This is a genomic window from Methanoculleus taiwanensis, assembly GCF_004102725.1.
In the GTDB taxonomy this organism is placed as follows: domain Archaea; phylum Halobacteriota; class Methanomicrobia; order Methanomicrobiales; family Methanoculleaceae; genus Methanoculleus_A; species Methanoculleus_A taiwanensis.
Genome location: NZ_LHQS01000001.1, coordinates 741,408 through 757,623 on the forward strand (window position 1 = coordinate 741,408; position 16,216 = coordinate 757,623).

The 16,216-nt window shown below is 60.0% G+C and carries 14 protein-coding genes; 6 read left to right on the plus strand and 8 right to left on the minus strand.

From position 1 onward, the window contains the following. Positions 1-14: 14 nt before the first annotated feature. Genes leuS through ABH15_RS03780 form a run of 4 tightly spaced genes read right to left on the minus strand, consistent with a single transcriptional unit; the run spans position 15 to position 5,889 of the window. On the minus strand, positions 15-2,792 hold the full coding sequence (gene leuS / locus ABH15_RS03765; protein ID WP_394342486.1) for a leucine--tRNA ligase: 2,778 nt from the start codon (positions 2,790-2,792) through the stop codon (positions 15-17). 43 nt (positions 2,793-2,835) lie between these two features. Continuing rightward, the gene (locus tag ABH15_RS03770) at positions 2,836-4,707 is read right to left on the minus strand and encodes a PINc/VapC family ATPase (RefSeq protein ID WP_128693012.1); all 1,872 of its coding nucleotides are present in this window, start codon (positions 4,705-4,707) and stop codon (positions 2,836-2,838) included. Positions 4,708-4,731: 24 nt separating this feature from the next. Continuing rightward, positions 4,732-5,097 carry a phosphoribosyl-AMP cyclohydrolase gene (hisI, locus tag ABH15_RS03775; RefSeq protein ID WP_128693013.1) on the minus strand — a complete coding sequence of 122 codons (366 nt, stop codon included), beginning with the start codon at positions 5,095-5,097 and terminating at the stop codon, positions 4,732-4,734. A gap of 6 nt (positions 5,098-5,103) precedes the next feature. Beyond that, a complete protein-coding gene (locus ABH15_RS03780) occupies positions 5,104-5,889 on the minus strand; it encodes an A24 family peptidase C-terminal domain-containing protein (protein ID WP_241647994.1) in 786 nt (261 codons plus the stop codon). A 317-nt stretch (positions 5,890-6,206) separates the two neighbouring features. On the opposite strand from ABH15_RS03780, the gene ABH15_RS03785 reads away from it, so the two are divergent. Genes ABH15_RS03785 through ABH15_RS03800 form a run of 4 tightly spaced genes read left to right on the plus strand, consistent with a single transcriptional unit; the run spans position 6,207 to position 11,018 of the window. After that, a complete protein-coding gene (locus tag ABH15_RS03785; protein WP_128693014.1) occupies positions 6,207-6,848 on the plus strand; it encodes a hypothetical protein in 642 nt (213 codons plus the stop codon). Further along, positions 6,832-9,057, plus strand: coding sequence for a type II/IV secretion system ATPase subunit (locus ABH15_RS03790; RefSeq protein WP_128693015.1), 2,226 nt, complete (start codon positions 6,832-6,834; stop codon positions 9,055-9,057). Before ABH15_RS03785 ends, ABH15_RS03790 begins: the two co-directional genes overlap by 17 nt. Next, a complete protein-coding gene (locus tag ABH15_RS03795) occupies positions 9,054-9,977 on the plus strand; it encodes a type II secretion system F family protein (protein WP_128693016.1) in 924 nt (307 codons plus the stop codon). Before ABH15_RS03790 ends, ABH15_RS03795 begins: the two co-directional genes overlap by 4 nt. 3 nt (positions 9,978-9,980) lie before the next feature. Continuing rightward, positions 9,981-11,018 carry a type II secretion system F family protein gene (locus ABH15_RS03800; RefSeq protein ID WP_128693017.1) on the plus strand — a complete coding sequence of 346 codons (1,038 nt, stop codon included), beginning with the start codon at positions 9,981-9,983 and terminating at the stop codon, positions 11,016-11,018. A 454-nt stretch (positions 11,019-11,472) separates the two neighbouring features. Here ABH15_RS03800 and yciH read toward each other — a convergent pair whose 3' ends face one another. Both yciH and ABH15_RS03810 read right to left on the minus strand, forming a co-directional pair. Beyond that, a complete protein-coding gene (gene yciH, locus ABH15_RS03805; protein ID WP_128693018.1) occupies positions 11,473-11,778 on the minus strand; it encodes a stress response translation initiation inhibitor YciH in 306 nt (101 codons plus the stop codon). Between the two features lie 43 nt (positions 11,779-11,821). Further along, positions 11,822-13,465 (minus strand): adenosylcobalamin-dependent ribonucleoside-diphosphate reductase, encoded by a 1,644-nt coding sequence (locus ABH15_RS03810; RefSeq protein ID WP_128693019.1) that lies wholly within the window; start codon positions 13,463-13,465, stop codon positions 11,822-11,824. Positions 13,466-13,522: 57 nt separating this feature from the next. Between ABH15_RS03810 and ABH15_RS03815 the strand changes: the two genes are divergently transcribed. Both ABH15_RS03815 and ABH15_RS03820 read left to right on the plus strand, forming a co-directional pair. Continuing rightward, positions 13,523-15,037 (plus strand): cobyric acid synthase, encoded by a 1,515-nt coding sequence (locus ABH15_RS03815; protein WP_128693020.1) that lies wholly within the window; start codon positions 13,523-13,525, stop codon positions 15,035-15,037. A 3-nt stretch (positions 15,038-15,040) separates the two neighbouring features. After that, complete coding sequence (locus tag ABH15_RS03820) at positions 15,041-15,376, plus strand: type II secretion system protein E (RefSeq protein WP_128693021.1); 336 nt, start codon at positions 15,041-15,043, stop codon at positions 15,374-15,376. A 14-nt stretch (positions 15,377-15,390) separates the two neighbouring features. On the opposite strand, the gene ABH15_RS03825 is transcribed toward ABH15_RS03820, so the two are convergent. Both ABH15_RS03825 and ABH15_RS03830 read right to left on the minus strand, forming a co-directional pair. After that, the gene (locus ABH15_RS03825) at positions 15,391-15,663 is read right to left on the minus strand and encodes a hypothetical protein (RefSeq protein ID WP_164913624.1); all 273 of its coding nucleotides are present in this window, start codon (positions 15,661-15,663) and stop codon (positions 15,391-15,393) included. Continuing rightward, the gene (locus ABH15_RS03830) at positions 15,656-16,147 is read right to left on the minus strand and encodes a YkgJ family cysteine cluster protein (RefSeq protein WP_128693022.1); all 492 of its coding nucleotides are present in this window, start codon (positions 16,145-16,147) and stop codon (positions 15,656-15,658) included. Before ABH15_RS03830 ends, ABH15_RS03825 begins: the two co-directional genes overlap by 8 nt. Positions 16,148-16,216: the final 69 nt, after the last annotated feature.

Consider the following 16,216-nt stretch of genomic DNA (forward strand, 5'->3'; position numbering starts at 1 on the left):
AAAAGAATTGTTCCTTATTCGATAACGATCGCGGGCTTGAAGGGGAGCGCTCCCGATGCTTTTGGGTGATCGCTCTCATCTGCGCTCCGGATCTGCACCGGAACACCAAACTCCTTCTCGAGGAACGTACGTGCCCCCTCGAGGACGGCACGCTCGTCGATCGTGGTGCTCAGGAGCTGCTCCACGAGTTTCGGCGGGAACTTGAGCACGAGTTTCGTGACCTGCTTTGCGGTCTCCGTCGCCTCTTTGCCGCGTTTCCGCATCTGTTCGTCCTTCATGACCTCCTTAACAACCTGCGTCTTGTCGGTGCTCGCGGCGACCGTCCGGAAGACGTCGTGCTTCCATGCCGGAGCAACGAAGAGGCTGATCGACTCCGGTGTCATGGGGATGAGTTTTTTGATCGACTCGATATCCTCGACCGTCCGTGCGAGGAGTTCCTCGGAAAGCTCGATCTCCGGATTGACGAGTGCCTCGTCGACCTCCGGCCAGGCTGCGAACGAGATCATCCCGGACTCCCCGAGGTCGTTCCAGAGCGCCTCACAGGTGAAGGGGATGAACGGGGCGAGGAGCCGTACCCAGACCCTGCAGAGGTCATCGAGGACCGCTCCACCGGTCGTCCCCTCCGGGAGGCGGCGGCGGTACCACTTGAGGTCGGACTCGATCCCGAAGAACGCCTCCTGGAGTGCCTGCCGGGTCTGGAACGACTCGAACGCTGTGGTCGCGGCGGCGATACGCTGCTGGAGCCTGCTCTGCAGCCACGGATCGATCGCAGAAACACCTTCGGCGCCGCGTGCCTCCTGCACGGTATTCCAGAACCGCTCGATCTGCCGCCGGGTTGAGGAGACAAGTTCGTTACGCCAGTCGAAGTCCTGCCAGGGCTCTGCACTCCCGACGAGGAACATCCTGACGGTATCGGCACCGAACTCTTCGAGGGCATCCTCGAGCAGGAAGACGTTCCCCTTGCTCGAGGACATCTTCGCCCCGTTTAAAAGACCCATGCCGAAGACGACCATCCCCTTCGGCTGCAGCTCCTCCGGGAAGATCGCCTTGTGGTGGAAGAGCTGGAAGGTGAGGTGGTTCGAGATGAGGTCTTTGGCACTGAACCGGTACTCGTACGGGTACCAGTAGAGGAATTCGGTCCTGAGTCTCTCCAGCGTCCCGGCATCGACGGTCTCGGGAGCCCCTTCGCCGAGGAAGATATAGTCGAAGACCTCAGGGGTGAGTTTTTCGGGTGCAATCTCCCTGAGGTGGTGGGCGATGGTGTAGTAGGCCATGTAGATCGTCGAGTCGGAGAGCGGCTCGATGATCCAGGCAGGATCCCAGGGAAGTTTCGTCCCGAGGCCGACCCGCCGGGTGCATGCCCAGTCCTTCAGCCAGTCGACCGTCCGGTCGAACTCAGCCCGGACCTCGGCGGGAACAAGCGACATATCGGCGAGCTGATCGTGGATCTCCGCCTTCCATGCCGGGTCGCTGTACTCGAGGAACCACTGGTCGTGCAGAATCCGGACGAAGACCCGGCCGCCGCACCGGCAGACGACCTGGCGGATATCGAACTCGTACATGACGACCGAACCGTGCTCTTCGAGCATCGTCGCGGCGACGGCGTCTCTCGCTTCACGGACGGATCCGCCGCCGTACTTCTCGTGGAGCCGGCCGCGGGAGAATTCGGCGCTGTAGACCTCCTGGGTGAGCGCCTCCATCCCGGGATCGTTCTGGTCGGTGATCCCTGCACGCTCGACGGCATCCTGTGCCGGGAACTCCCCGTAGCCGTCGACGCTGATGAGGGAGACCGGTCTGATGCCGGTATACTTCCCCTGCTGCTGCAGGTCGCGGAGGGCGATATAGTCGAACGGAGCGTGAGCGGGCACGCTCATGACGATCCCGCTGCCCATATCGGGGTCGACGAAGCAGGCGGGGAGGATCGGAACCTCGCCGGACAGGGGGTGGGAGACGGTCTTATCGATGAGATCGGTGCCGGGAACGGTGCCGAGCACGAAGACCTCGTGATCCTGGAGGCTGAGTTTCTCGGCCGCTTCGGGGCTGACGATCCACTCCTGACCGTCGACCTTCGCCCGGACGTAAGTGGTGCCGGGGTTGACCCAGAGATTCGTCACGCCGTAGGTCGTCTCGGGCCTGAGCGTGGCGCAGGGTATCAGGGCGTCGCCGAGCCGGAACATCACCAGCGTGAACTTGATGATCTCCGCCTTGTCGCCCTCGAGGAGGTCGTGGTCGCCGACCGGGTTCTCGCACTGGGGGCAGTACTTGACGGGGTGAGCGCCTCGAACGACATGCTCCTCTTCGTGCAGGTGCTTGTACTGCCACTCGATGAACTTGCTGTACTGGGGATCGACGGTAATGAACCGCCGGCGCCAGTCGATCGAGAGGCCGCAGCGCTGCATCACCCGCTTGTACTCCTCGCTGAAGTACCGGACGATCTCCATCGGATCGACGAACCGGTCGAGGATGTCCTGGGGAACCCTGTAGAGGTCACGGTACAGCCCGACGGTCTTCTTATCGCCGTTCGCGATCCTCTTTGAGATTCCGATGACGGGTGTCCCCGTGACATGGAAGGCCATCGGGAAGAGCACCTGCTTTCCGGTCATCCTCCTGAACCGTGCGAGCACGTCGGGCACGATGTAGGTGCGCCCGTGCCCGACGTGCATGGCACCGCTCGGGTACGGATAGGCTACCGTGAGGTAAAACTTCTCTTTCTCTGCGGGATCGGCTTCAAAGGCATGATCCCATCGCTGAATCAGCTCTTTTTCAGTGTATCGCATATCAAGTCCGCTCAAATAGAACTCCTCCGAAATTCGGTCAACCCGTACCTTCCCGATCTTACACGGGTCGCAGTCGGATCGTCTCCCCTTCGTTGTACCGCTTGATCATCTCCTGCGCAATGGTGCTGTTCTTGGCGAGCAGGATATCGCCCTCGTCGTTGACCGTTGCCGTGAAGAGGTACTCTTTCCCGGCGAAGACGTCGACGATCCTCCCTTTGTGTTCGGGCGATACGATCGTCAGCTGTTTTTTGTCGATACGAATCCTGATGCCGCCGTTTATCTGCATCTCTTCTTCGGCCGGTTTCTTCGTCTCAAGCTCGCTTCTCGGCCTGATATCGATCCCGATCCCGAGTTTGTTCACGATAGCGGCGATATTTTTCCCGCCCTTACCTATGGCGGCAGGAACGTCCTTATCCTCGATGTAGACGATCGCCTTGTTGTCGCTTACGATCCGGACATCGATCGCACCGTCCGTATACCGCCCGATCTCCCGCTGTATATCCTTCTCGGCGAGCCTCCAGGAGACGTTCTCCTCGGGCTCCGCCGCCGCCGCCGGAGCCGGTGCCTCCGGCTCCTCGGCAGTACGCTTGATCGGCATGACGAACGTCTCCCCTTCGTAGCGGAAGACCTCGATCTCCACCTCGCGCTTGCTGTACTCCCGGACGGTGATGACCGGACGCATGTGCAGATCGCCGCTCATGCCCTCTGGCACCTTGATGGTCAGTTCGAGGTCGTAGATCGAGGTGATCTCGCCTTTCGCGACGAATATGATGGTATTGATGATCTGCGGCAGGACACTGTAGTCGACGCGGTCGCAGAACCGCTGCAGGGCATCGTGCACGCCCATGGCGTGGACGACGCCGACCATACCCATACCCGCAAGCCGCATATCGGAGTAGACGCTGAAGTCCTCGCTCTTGCGGAGTTCGTCGAAGATGACGTAGTCGGGGCGGACGAGGAGGAGAACCTCGGCTGTGTTCATCATGCTCCCGTCAAGCGCCGTGTACTGCGTTATGTGGTCGGGCACCTGCAGATCCCGCGGAGCCTCCATCGTCTTGATGATGAAGTCGTGGTCGGCGAGGAACGTGGCGAGGCTCTGGGCGAGGGTCGTCTTCCCGGCTCCCGGAGGGCCGGCGATCAGTACGCCTCTGCGGTTTCCGAGGATCCGCCGCTTGATCTCGGGAGCCATGTTGTAGTTGTCGAGGGAGACGTCCACGAGCGGGCGGACCGCCGTGATCTCCATCCCGTCGGCGAACGGTCTCCTCGCTATCGCGATCCGGAGGGAACCGATCTGCACCACCGTTACGCCGCGCTTCTCGACCTCGATGAAACCGTCGGGATCGCGTTTGGCACGCTCGAGGATCTCCTGAGCCATGTAGCGAAGCTCGTGCTCGGAGAGCGGGTTGTCCCGGAGCGTCACGAGTCTCATATCTTTGAGTTGCCCCTTCTTTGCGATGGGGGGAACACGCTCCTTAAGAATGACGGCGATCGTCTCCTCGTCGAAGAACTGGTCGATCGAGAGCGGAGAGAAATCTCCTATCTGCGGGCGGAGGTAGAGAACGTCAAGCCCTTTCGCCTTTGCAACCTCCGCCTGGACGAGGTCGCTCGTGATGAACTTCGCATCGTGCTGGAGGGCGACGTTCCGGATCAGTGCGTCGATCTCACCGCCGCTTGAGAGTTTCACCTGCTCGAGACTCGGGCGGTCGCCGGCGAACTTCAGCTCGATGATCTTCTCACCCATCATTCTATAGAGTTGCTGAAGTTCGTTTAAGCCTGAAAAGCCGATCTCACGTCCCTGGTTGGCCTGCGCCTCGAGCTCCGCGACGACTGCCTCGGGTATGATTATTGTTGCGCCTGTATATTCACCGGTTTTTATCATTGAGGTGATGCGCCCGTCTATTACGACGCTTGTATCGGGTACAATTATCATAAAAATATCACCATATAGTTGAGGTCATTCACCCTTATTAGCATATACCTTCTCTGGATCAAAGACTCTGCCGGAGATCTCCTCTCCGTCAATGGTTCGATAGAAGCAGCTCATATGGCCGGTATGGCAGGCCGCGCCCTGCTGTTCCACCTGGTAGAGAATGGTGTCCTCGTCGCAGTCGGTGAGGATGCGGACGACTCGCTGCACGTGGCCGCTCTCTTCACCTTTTTTCCAGATCTTCTGCCTGCTCCGGCTATAGTAATGGGCGTACCCCGTCTCTCTTGTCCGTTCGAGTGCCGCATCATTGGCATAGGCGAGCATCAGCACCTCGCGGGTGGTTGCGTCCTGTACGATGACCGGCACCAGGCCTCCGTCAAAGTTGATCGTCATATCGTATCACATTCCTGCAAGTGTCTGCATGATCCAGTAGAGGATATCCCCTATGAAGAGTGCCGTTATGAACCCTGCCGTGATCGGGATGATGAACGGTATGCCGTACGAGATCCACACTTTCCCGGCTTTCCGGTACAGTGCAAGTTCCTCCTGGTAACGTTCGGGGTAGAGGCGCAGATCCTTTGTGTAGCGGCGCCGGTTTCCCGCCGCCATGCGCCGGAGCGTCTCGCCGAACCCGACGAAGTGCCGTTCCACGGCCCCGTCCCGCTCCTCGATATCTTCCATCACAAAGCCGAACTCATTCTGGATAGTTTTCCCGTCTACCGGAAAACCGAGAAACAGGTAGGGGAACGGGGCTTTGTTCCTTTCTGATAGATTCTTCAGGAGTATCAGAACGGGTGCGACAATGTTTAAGATGACGGCGTTTCCGAGTACGGTGAACGGAAAGAATCCGTGGGGCGGAATGCCGAGGAGCGGTTCAGCGGGGAAGAACGGCATGGCGGCAGTGATGATGATGAGCGCGTAGGCATCGGCGCCTCCGAACATGTTGAGAGCGGCGAATGCGTAAAAAAATCCGCAGAACAGGGCGACTATAATGAGGTAGGCCGCAGCCGTCCGCCAGTCTGCAAGGAATGCCGTGCCGTACACCAGAAGTGCCGCCGGTGCGGCGATGAGCAGTGCCGGGCGCCAGGTCTTGTGCGGCACCCGGCGTTCGCGGAGGTCCCGGTACGATGCATAGAGCAGGGTAGCGCCTATGGCGACTGCAGTGATTGTGAGCGGCAGAATCATGGGACGGGTAGAGATATGGGCACGATGCCTCATATGTCTGGCGATTTTGCTGCATCCGCCGGTGCATCTCAGGATGCAGGGCATGCCGGGCATGAGCACCCTGCGGCGCGGAGGCTCCGGGGCACCCGGACGGTATCAAAGAAATGTTCGACGCGGGATGGCCCGGAGATGGAACGGTTCTGTCGATTTTCGCCCGGTATCCGACGATTTGTTGCCTCCGGGAGTACACAAACTATTAATAATAGTCTGGTCATCTGGTATTGTGTGAGCGGCCGATCCCCGCGGGGACCGGCCGGTACACGTAACTGTCGGTTTCAATGGATGTACGCGGTCTTATAGACGAAATAATCGGACGGTCGACGTACCTTGGGAATTTTTCCCTCGATGAGCTGGTGCGCCGCTCGGAGGAGCAGGTCGTTACCGGTCTCGGCGTAGCAGGGAACGGCAGCGCCATGTTCGTGCTGGCAATGGTCGACGGTGAGCCGAACGGTGCTCTTTTTGCCGATGAGAAAGGTTCGCTCTTCGGCGACAAGGCAGTGTTTCAGATCGACGGTTCGGAGGATTTCCGCCTCTATCAGGTTGCACTGCCGATAATCGAAGCACTGGTGGCACGATGCCGGGTGTACGACCGGAGCCATCTGAAGAAGAGCACTCTTGCCGATATCCCGACCCTCGAGCGTGGCATGCAACAGCGAATAGGGGTACTCTGCCTGACCGTCGTGAACCGCGGAACACCGGTCGGCGGGGTGCATGTCTCGATCAGAAAGGGCAAACTCGTGCTTGCCACCGATACGACCACTGCCGACGGATCTGTCTGTTTTAAGCTCCTGAGTGGGCGATATACGTGTGTAGTATCCGATAGAACCGGTGATCTGACCCGGTTTGTCATCGACTTCGCAGAAGCGAGGCATGAATCGATTGTAGATATTGGGGGCACATTTGATGAGGACACAGGATGATTCGGAAGACGAGTTAATTGCAGCAGTAAAAAACGTTCTCGCACAGGACAATACGCCGGGCGGGGCGGGTGAGCATACCGGAACCTCGCAGTCGGAGGATCCGCCCCGGGTTTCGGATCTCCCTCCGGGAGGGGTGGACTCTCCGGACACCCCGCCTCCCGCCGCGAAAGCAGAGGTGAAGAGGAACTTCCGATCCATCGTCGATGCGGTTCTCGCGCAGTCTGGAGGGACGGCAGGGGGCAGCAGCCCCGGCACCCCGGTGAAGGAACAAAAGCGTGTCGTCCCGCCGGAGGCGCGTGAAGGGCTTCTCGGCATGGCGAAGAGCCTCACATGGGTGCCGCCCACGCGGGAGAGCGTGACCGAGGAGGATGTCGGCGTGATCTCGGTCGGAGAACTCGGGCACCTTGCTGATCTGATCCTCCCGAAAAGTGCGACGTTCGACGTCGACGAACTGCACATTGCCAGGAATGTGCACCACTTCGACTTCGCGGACGACGACCGGGTAGCGTCGGAGTTCGACGACATCTTCTCCGAGGCCTTCTCCGCTGCTGCGATCAGCGACGCGGCAGTTGAGGTATCTGCTCCCCGCGAAGACGATGATCGCTCGCCCCTCGGGATGATCCGGAAGATGCGCCTGCCGAAAGTCCGCAGCGTCGTCGAGGAGTATAATCCGAAGGCGCACGGCCCGCTTGTCGACCTCTCCTTCCGGGCAGCCCCGGGGGTCGAGGAGATCGAAACCTACCCCGTGAACGAGCCGTATGCGTATATCCGGGTGACGTATGACGCTACGACCCATGAGTACACGTATCACGTCATCGAGCCCGAGCTGAACGCCGCGGAGAAGGAACTCCTCGGGGAGATCAAAGAAAGGCTCTTTGAAACGCTCGATATCACCGCCCGTGACATGACCCGCGAGGCGGCACGCCAGGCTCTCCGGGATGCATCCAATACGATAATCGCCGATTACGGTATCAACCTGCAGCCTGCGGAGCGTGAGAAGGTCCTCTACAACGTGGAGACGGAGTTTCTCGGCGACGGGCTCATCGACTCGATCATGCACGATAAGTACATCGAGGATATCTCGTGCGACGGCGTGAAGAGCACGATCTTCGTCTACCATACGACGTACGAGTCGATGAAGACCAACCTGATGTACAGGGACGCCCAGAACCTCGACTCGTTCGTCACGAAACTTGCGCAGCGGGCAGGGAAGTACATCTCCATCGCCGAACCGATGCTCGACGCCACCATGAGCGACGGATCGCGTATCCAGATGACGCTCGGTTCGGAGGTCACCGCCCACGGTTCGACCTTCACGATCCGAAAGTTCCGGGAAGAACCGATCACCCCGACCGATCTCATCGAGTGGCACACCTTCTCGCCGCTCGGGATTGCGTTCCTCTGGCTTGCGGTCGAGAGCGGAAAATCCTGCATCTTTGCCGGCGGAACGGCTTCCGGGAAGACCACGACCCTGAATGCGATCTCGCTCTTCATCCCGCCGGTGGCCAAGATCGTCACGCTTGAAGACACCCGTGAGCTGAAACTGCCGCATCCGAACTGGATCCCGAGCATCACCAGAGACTCGTTCTCAAGTGACGGGCGGGGGGAAATCGACATGTACGAACTCCTCCGTGCGGCACTCCGGCAGCGCCCCGAGTATATCCTGGTCGGTGAGGTCAGGGGCAAGGAGGCACTGACGCTCTTCCAGGCGATGAGCACCGGCCACGTCACCTACGCGACGATGCACGCCGACTCGGTGGCGAGCGCCGTCCACCGTCTTGAAAATCCCCCGATCAGTGTTCCGCGTAATATGCTCTCTGCTTTAAACCTCATCTCCATCCAGGTGCAGGGAAGGGTCGGCGGCCAGCGGATCCGGCGGAACAAGCAGCTCATCGAGGTTCTCGATATCGATCCCCGGACGAACGAATTGATCACGAACGAGGTCTTCCGGTGGCATCCGGCGACCGATGAGATCCGTTACTCCGGCAAATCCTACATCCTTGAGCAGATCATGGAGGATCGCGGCTGGAGCGAAGAGCGGATGCGCGAAGAGCTCAAGCGCCGGCAGGAAGTGCTCGAGTGGATGCGGCTCAAGAAGATCCGCCACTACAAGGACGTCGCGAAGATTCTCATCTCCTACTTCCGCGACCCCGAGACGGTCATCCAGCGTGTCAGGGCCGAGATCTATGGTGAGGGTGGTGCGGCATGAACGGCTTTGAGCGGTTCTGCTTCAACCTCTTAGGGCCGAGGATGAAGGCCAAACGGGCGGATTTCCTTAAGATCAGGAACGACATGATGAGCGCCCGGATGAGTACGCCCTTTGAGGCCTACATGGCGACGGCGTACGTCAGCTCGGTCGCGGTCGGTCTTGCCGCCGCCCTGCTTATCGGGTGCGTGACGTTCCTCTTACGGATCCCTGAGATGATCACCTACCGGGGTGCGGTGCCCGAGTTCCTGTACGCCCTCTCGGACTACCGTCTCTTTCTCGGGACGATCATCATCACCGCCTTCTCCCTCGCGGTATTCGGCGGGATCACCTACCTGATCTTTCTCATCTATCCGGGGATCGCCGCCGGTGAGCGGCGGCGGAATATCGATGCCACCCTGCCTTACGCCATCAACTACGTCACGGCCATGTCGACGGCGGGCATTACCCCCGACGAGGTCTTCCGCCTCCTCGGTGAGAGCAAGATCTACGGCGAGAGTGCGGTCGAAGCGAGGTACATCGCACGCGAGGTCGATTTCTTCGGAAAGGATCTCCTCGACGCTCTCCGTACCGTCTCCATGGTGACGCCGAGCGAGCGGATGAAGGAGTTTCTGCAGGGTGCGGTTGCCAGTATCTCCAGCGGAAGCAATCTTACCGAGTACTTCCGCACCAAAGCCCGGCAGTATTCGCTTGAGAACAACCAGCAGCAGAAGGCGTTTCTCGAGACGCTTGGGCTGATCGCCGAGTCGTACGTCACGGCCATGGTGGCGGGGATGCTGTTTTTGATCATTCTCCAGTCGATCATGACGATCCTTTCCGGTGACAGCGACCCGTTCTTCCTGTATGTGATCATCTACCTGATCATCCCATTCGGGAGTGTCATGTTCGTCATCCTGATCAGCTCGATGACGCCGGAGGTGTGAGAGATGGGATTTAAAGACGTCGTAGACAATTTCCTGAACCGGGACACCGTCCGGAGCCGTGATCTCGCCGCAGGCGAGCTCGACGCCTTCGAGCGCCAGCAGCAGGATATCCTCGATAAGATCGAGCATAACCGCAAAACCCGGGTGGGGTTCGGCAAGTTCGTTAAAAATCCGGTGAAGTACCTCTCCGAGAACCCGGTAAATATCCTCTACATCTCCGTGCCGGTTGCGCTCATCGTTCTTGTCGGAGGATTCTTCAGCCTCATTGCCACCTACGGGGTTTCGGTGCTCTTCTCGACGACGATGGTCGATGACGTGGCCGTCTTTGCCCTCCTCGCCGCCATTATCCCGCTTGCCCTCCTGGACTTCAAAGAGTCGAGACGGGTGAACAGCATCGAGGAGTCGCTCCCGAACTTCTTCCGGGACGTCGCGGGGATGAACGACTCGGGCATGACGCTGCCGCATGCCGTCCGGATCGTATCGGAGGGCGAGTACGGTACGCTGACGCCCCATATCCGGGAGCTTGAGAAGGAGATGTCGTGGAGCGTCCCGTTTGTGGAGGCGATACGCCGGTTCGGCATCCGGGTGAACACGCCCCTCGCCGCACGGAGCGTCGACCTTATCGCTCATGCGAGCGCCGCCGGAGGAGACGTCTCCGAAGTGCTGCGGGCGGCCGCAAACGATGCCTACGAGTTCTTCAACTTAAAGAGCGAGCGGCAGAACAACATGATGATCTATATGATCATCGTTCTGATGTCGTTCTTCGTCTTCCTCTTCGTCATCGCCGTCCTCTCGAGCACGTTCCTCGCTACGATGGCCGAGGCGGGAAAAGCAGTCGCCGCGTCCGGGGCATCGGGCCAGTTCATGGGGTCGGTCAACCTCTTCCTCTACAACAGGCTCTTCTGCCACGCCGCACTGATCCAGGGATTCTTCTCAGGACTTGCCGCCGGCGTCATGGGTGAAGGACGGGCGATCGGCGGTCTGAAGTACTCGGCCATGATGGTTATCATAGCCTGGATTGCGTTCCGCTTCTTCATCTGAACCGCTGCTCCGCCCCGGGTGCCGGTTCCCGGGGCGGGTTTCTCCCCTTCCCGGTCTCCCTCTTCTCTCTCCCGGGGCTCTCCTCCGGCAGGTCATCCCGGAATTCCATTTTCAGGCGGGGTTTTGCCTCTTTCCGCATTCTCTCCCGTCGATGCGGCAGCCCGGGTGATGTGAAAGCTGCCTTGCGATCCTGATCGGCCGCCGTTTCCGGGCATTCCGGGATCTGCTCCTGAGCCGCTCACTCTCAGGCGGCCTTCGTCACGAACGCACGATGAACGGTGGCCGTGTCTTGCATACCCGCCGGGCTTTGAAGGCCGACGTATGCCGGCCACGCCGGTGGATTCTGCAAGGAGAGTCACCAGAGCGTGGCGGGCGATAGACAGAAGAAACTATATCGGTAGTATAGAAGAAAAAGAAAGGGTATACCCGGGTTTCCGGGCGTTCCCTGAACGGTTTACGAGATATTATCCAAGCTGTATCCCTTCTGGGCAAGCAGTGCCTTGACCCGCTCCCGATGGTTGCCCTGCAGCTCGATGCTACTGTTCTTCACGGTACCGCCGCAGGCCAGTTTTGCCTTTAAAAATTTCGTGAGATCTTCAAGGTCAATATCGTAGGGATCGAGGCCTTCTATGACCGTCACCTCTTTCCCATACCGGCGCCTGTTTATCTTTACGCTGATTCTCTGTTGTTCTTTTGCAACTTCTTCGCAGATACACAGTTCTTTTGGCAGTCCGCATTTCGGACATATCCCACCATTCATTGCATTGTACCTTTCAGCTCTCGTTATATATTTCTTGGCATGCTCATGTGTCCATACTGCACACGGAGCACCCGGATGCGAGAACCTGATCCCGGCGGCTGTTATACCGGTAGATCGTGATGCCCTTGCACCGGAGCCTCCGTGCGAGATCGAATATCCTGCTTACGTCGTCGACCGTCGACGTCTCCGGCAGATTCACCGTCTTTGAGACGGCGTTGTCCACATGCTTCTGGAAAGCGGCCTGGATCCGCACGTGCTGCTCCGGAGGTATCTCCATTGCCGTCCGGAAGAGCTCGAGGAGTTCTGTATCGAGGGGAAGATCCCGGATGCTGCCGGTTCTCCTGATATGTGCCGCAACATCCCGTCCCGCCGCCTGCTGTGGCAGAAGTTCGACCGCGAGCGGGCTTACGACCTCCACTGTCTTCCCGCCGATACGCCTCGTATGGGCGAGGGAGAAGATCGGTTCGATCCCGCTTGTGGTGTCTGCAATGATGTGGAGCGACCCTGTCGGTGCTATGGTGGTGACGGTTGCATTCCGTATCGGCCCGGCAAAGATGCTTCCGTCGATAGCCGGAAAGGATCCGTGCCGTTCTCCGAGTTCGACCGAGGCCGCTCTCGCTTCGGCCGCGATGAACGCCATCAACCGCTCCGCGACGGCGACAGCCTCCCGTGATGCGTACGGTATGCCGAGCCTGATCAGCGCTTCGGCAAATCCCATCACTCCGAGGCCGATCTTCCTCGTCAGAAGCGACTTCTCCCGGATCTCCGGGAGCGGGAAACGGGTCGCGTCGATCACCGCATCGAGAAATGCCACCGACCGGTGGACGAGGACTCTGAGCAGTTCCTCGTCGAGCTCGCCTCTCCTGACAATGCGGGCAAGATTGATGCTTCCGAGGTTGCAGCTCTCATACGGGTAGAGCGGTTGCTCTCCGCAGGGGTTTGTAGCCTCGATGAGACCGAGTCCCGGTGTCGTGTTCCTTCTGTTGATCTCATCGAGGAAGAGCATCCCGGGGTCGCCCGTCGCCCACGCCGCTCCGGCCACCCGCTCCCAGAGTTCGTCCGGGGCAACGGTTCTCCATACGCTCCCGTCACGGGGGTTTACAAGGTCGTACTCCCTGCCGGTTTCCCGGCAGCGGAAGAACCGGGCGTCGAAACCCACCGAGATGTTGAAGTTCCGAAGCCCGCCGTCACGTTTGCAGTCGATGAATTGCTCGATGTCCGGATGGGAGCTTCCGAGTACCCCCATGTTCGCACCCATCCGCCGCCCTCCCTGCTTCACCGTCTCGGTCGCCGTATCGAAGACGTGCATGAACGAGACCGGGCCGCTCGCGATACCCGTCGCACCGCCGACGGTATCGCCCTTCGGCCTGATGTGGCTGAACGAAAAACCGGTGCCTCCTCCGGACTTGTGAATCAGCGCCATGCGGGTCAGCGAGGTGAAGATACCTTCGAGGGTGTCCTCGATAGGCAGCACGAAACAGGCTGAGAGCTGTCCTGAAGGCGTGCCGGCGTTCATCAGCGTCGGTGAGTTCGGGAGAAAGAGCAACCGGCTCATGATTGCCGCGTACTCCTGCGCCTTCGCCCCGCCGACGGCGCCGGCGACACGCCGGAAGAGATCGGCGACCGTCTCACCGGGCAGGAGGTACCGGCTTGTGAGGAGGCCGAGCGCCGTCGCGGAGATCTGCATACGATTGTTACAGGAACGCTGCCCTTAATAAAGCGTCGTGCCAAGCTAAAAGGTGAAATGTCGTTGATCGTGCTCGGCACCGCATCGCATGTAGGCAAGAGCATCACTGTGGCGGCGCTCTGCCGCGCCCTGAAGAATCGCGGTATCTCCGTGGCGCCGTTCAAATCGCAAAATATGAGTCTGAACTCCTTCGTGACGGCGGACGGGAGCGAAATCGGCATTGCGCAGGCAATGCAGGCGGCGGCGGCCGGCCTCGACCCGACGGCGGATATGAACCCGATTCTCTTAAAGCCGAAAGGCGATCAGATCTCGCAGATCGTCCTCCTTGGCAGGCCCTATAAGGACGTGCAGATCAAAGACTACTATGCGGAGACCGACCGGCTGCTGGATACCGCCGTGGCGGCTTTCTACCGCCTGCAGGCCCTTCACGGACACGTGGTGGTCGAGGGCGCCGGGGGCGCTGCGGAGGTGAATCTCTACGACCGGGATATCGCCAATATCCGTCTCGCCCGCTCGCTGCAGCTCCCCATCATCCTCGTCGCCGATATCGAGCGCGGGGGTGTTTTTGCACAAGTTTACGGCACACTCTCCCTCCTTCCCGAGGATATCCGCCCGCTCGTCGCCGGCATCGTCGTCAACAAGTTCCGGGGCGACCCGACGCTCTTCGCGACGGGGGTCACGCGGCTTGAGGAGCTCTCGGGCATCCCGGTGCTCGGTGTCGTCCCGTATGCCGTGATGGATCTCCCAAGCGAAGACTCGCTCTCTCTTGGAGATAAGCAGAGGCGGAGCGACTGCACCGTCAGGATCGCCGTCGTCAGGCTGCCGAGGATAGCGAACTTCACCGACTTCGAACTTCTCGAGCAGCATGCGGCGGTCGACTACGTCACGCCGGGAGGGTCGCTCTCCGGCTACGACTGCATCATCCTGCCGGGAACGAAGAACACCGTCGAGGATCTCGCTGCCCTGAAACGGAGCGGCACCGCCGCCGACCTCGTCCGACTGCGGGATGCCGGAGTGCCGATAATCGGTATCTGCGGCGGATACCAGATGCTCGGCACCCGGCTGGAGGATGCCGGAACTGAGTCGGGGACTCCCGGGACGCATGAGGGTCTCGGGCTCCTTGAGATCGTGACCGGATTTGCCGGGTATCGCAAGACCACCGTCCAGGTCCGCCGGCGGGCGCGTCCCCTCGGCCCTATCCTCTCGGCAATGGGAGAGGTGAAGGGGTATGAGATCCATATGGGAGAGACGGAGCGGGGGTGCGTGGACGAGGCCTTCGAAGGCGACGGGGCGGCAAGTCCGGATGGGCTCGTCTTCGGCACCTATATGCACGGGCTCTTCCAGAACCCTTCGGCAGTGAACGCCCTCCTCGGGTACCTGCACGCCCGGCGGGGGGAGACGTTCGACCCTATCGGCGGATCCGTTTCGGATACGGGTACGCCCTGCGTCCGCGGTGCGTACGACGATCTCGCCCGACACTTCGAACGGCACGTGAATCTGGACTACATCGTCTCTCTCTTCGGCGACCCGCAGGTTCGGGCGGCCGGAGACGAAACTACCCTTGAGGAATGAGATATGGTAATGAGATGCTCGTTTGCGCTGGATCCCGATCTGATGGAACAGATCGATCAGTTTGCGAAGGACCGATCCCTGGAACGGAATGAAGCAATCCTTGACCTCATTGAGGCGGGGCTGGCGCATTTCCAGAACGGCGAGGCCGTGACGGTGAAGCAGCAGCGTTCGTTTGAGGAGATAAACGCACTCAAAAAAGATATGGAAGGCGTAAAAAGCATCCTCGACGAGCTCCGGAAAGAAGTGAGGCTGGTTCACCATACCATCGAGACCGACTGGAACAACCAGGCGAAAGGTGTGCCGTTCCAGACGAAACACCCGTGGGAGTTCTGGAGATAAAGGGGGCTGTCCCGTCAGCTGATGATATTCATGATGCTCCGGTATCCTTCGCCGGAGCGATCGTCGCAGACGACCGCCTCGACCGCACGAAGGTCGATCTCTTCTCCTCCCCGCCGCTGCCTCGAGCAGTATGCCCGTGCAGGAGACGGCACCATGCTGCCCTGCACCTGAAACTGTGTCGAATGGACGCAGAACCTGCACCGGTCGAGCGTCACGGTCTGCCCCGATGGGCATGCCACCTGGCCCCGGACGACCGGGATGATTGCGCCGGTATGCTTTTCACTCATAGATCTCCACCCGGTAGCCGTGCTCGCGTAAGGCCGCCCGCACCTGTTCTTTCCAGGTTTTCTCCTCGTCCGTGACGATGGACGAAATATGGTTCTCCCAGCAGTCCTTAAGTGCGGCATCGGCGGTCGAGAGGCTCCGCCGCCCTTTGACGCTCCCGACCGCCCGGCCGTCCGATCCGTAGATCCGGATGGTGCAGCAGGTGAATCCGCGGCAGATCTGCGGCCGGGAGGTATGGACCGTGCAGATGTACTCGTCCGTTCCGGCAACCGGGCGGAGGAAAGGGCACCATCGTGACGAAGGCGGCCGAAATGCCGGATCATTGAAGAGAGGCAGGTGTTCCTCCTCGATGCTGGCGATGAACCGCTCGCCGGTGATCTTCATGCGGCAGGCGAAGTTTCTTCCGGAGAGGCGCTTTTCTATCTCGAGAAACTCCGTGGCGTTCATGCAGCACTTCCCGCAGCGGGTGCACTCGAACGGGGTCATGGAGAGTAGCATAGGTTCTCGGGGTATGTGAACCATTCGGGAACGCTCTCCGAAAATCCCGTCAATAGG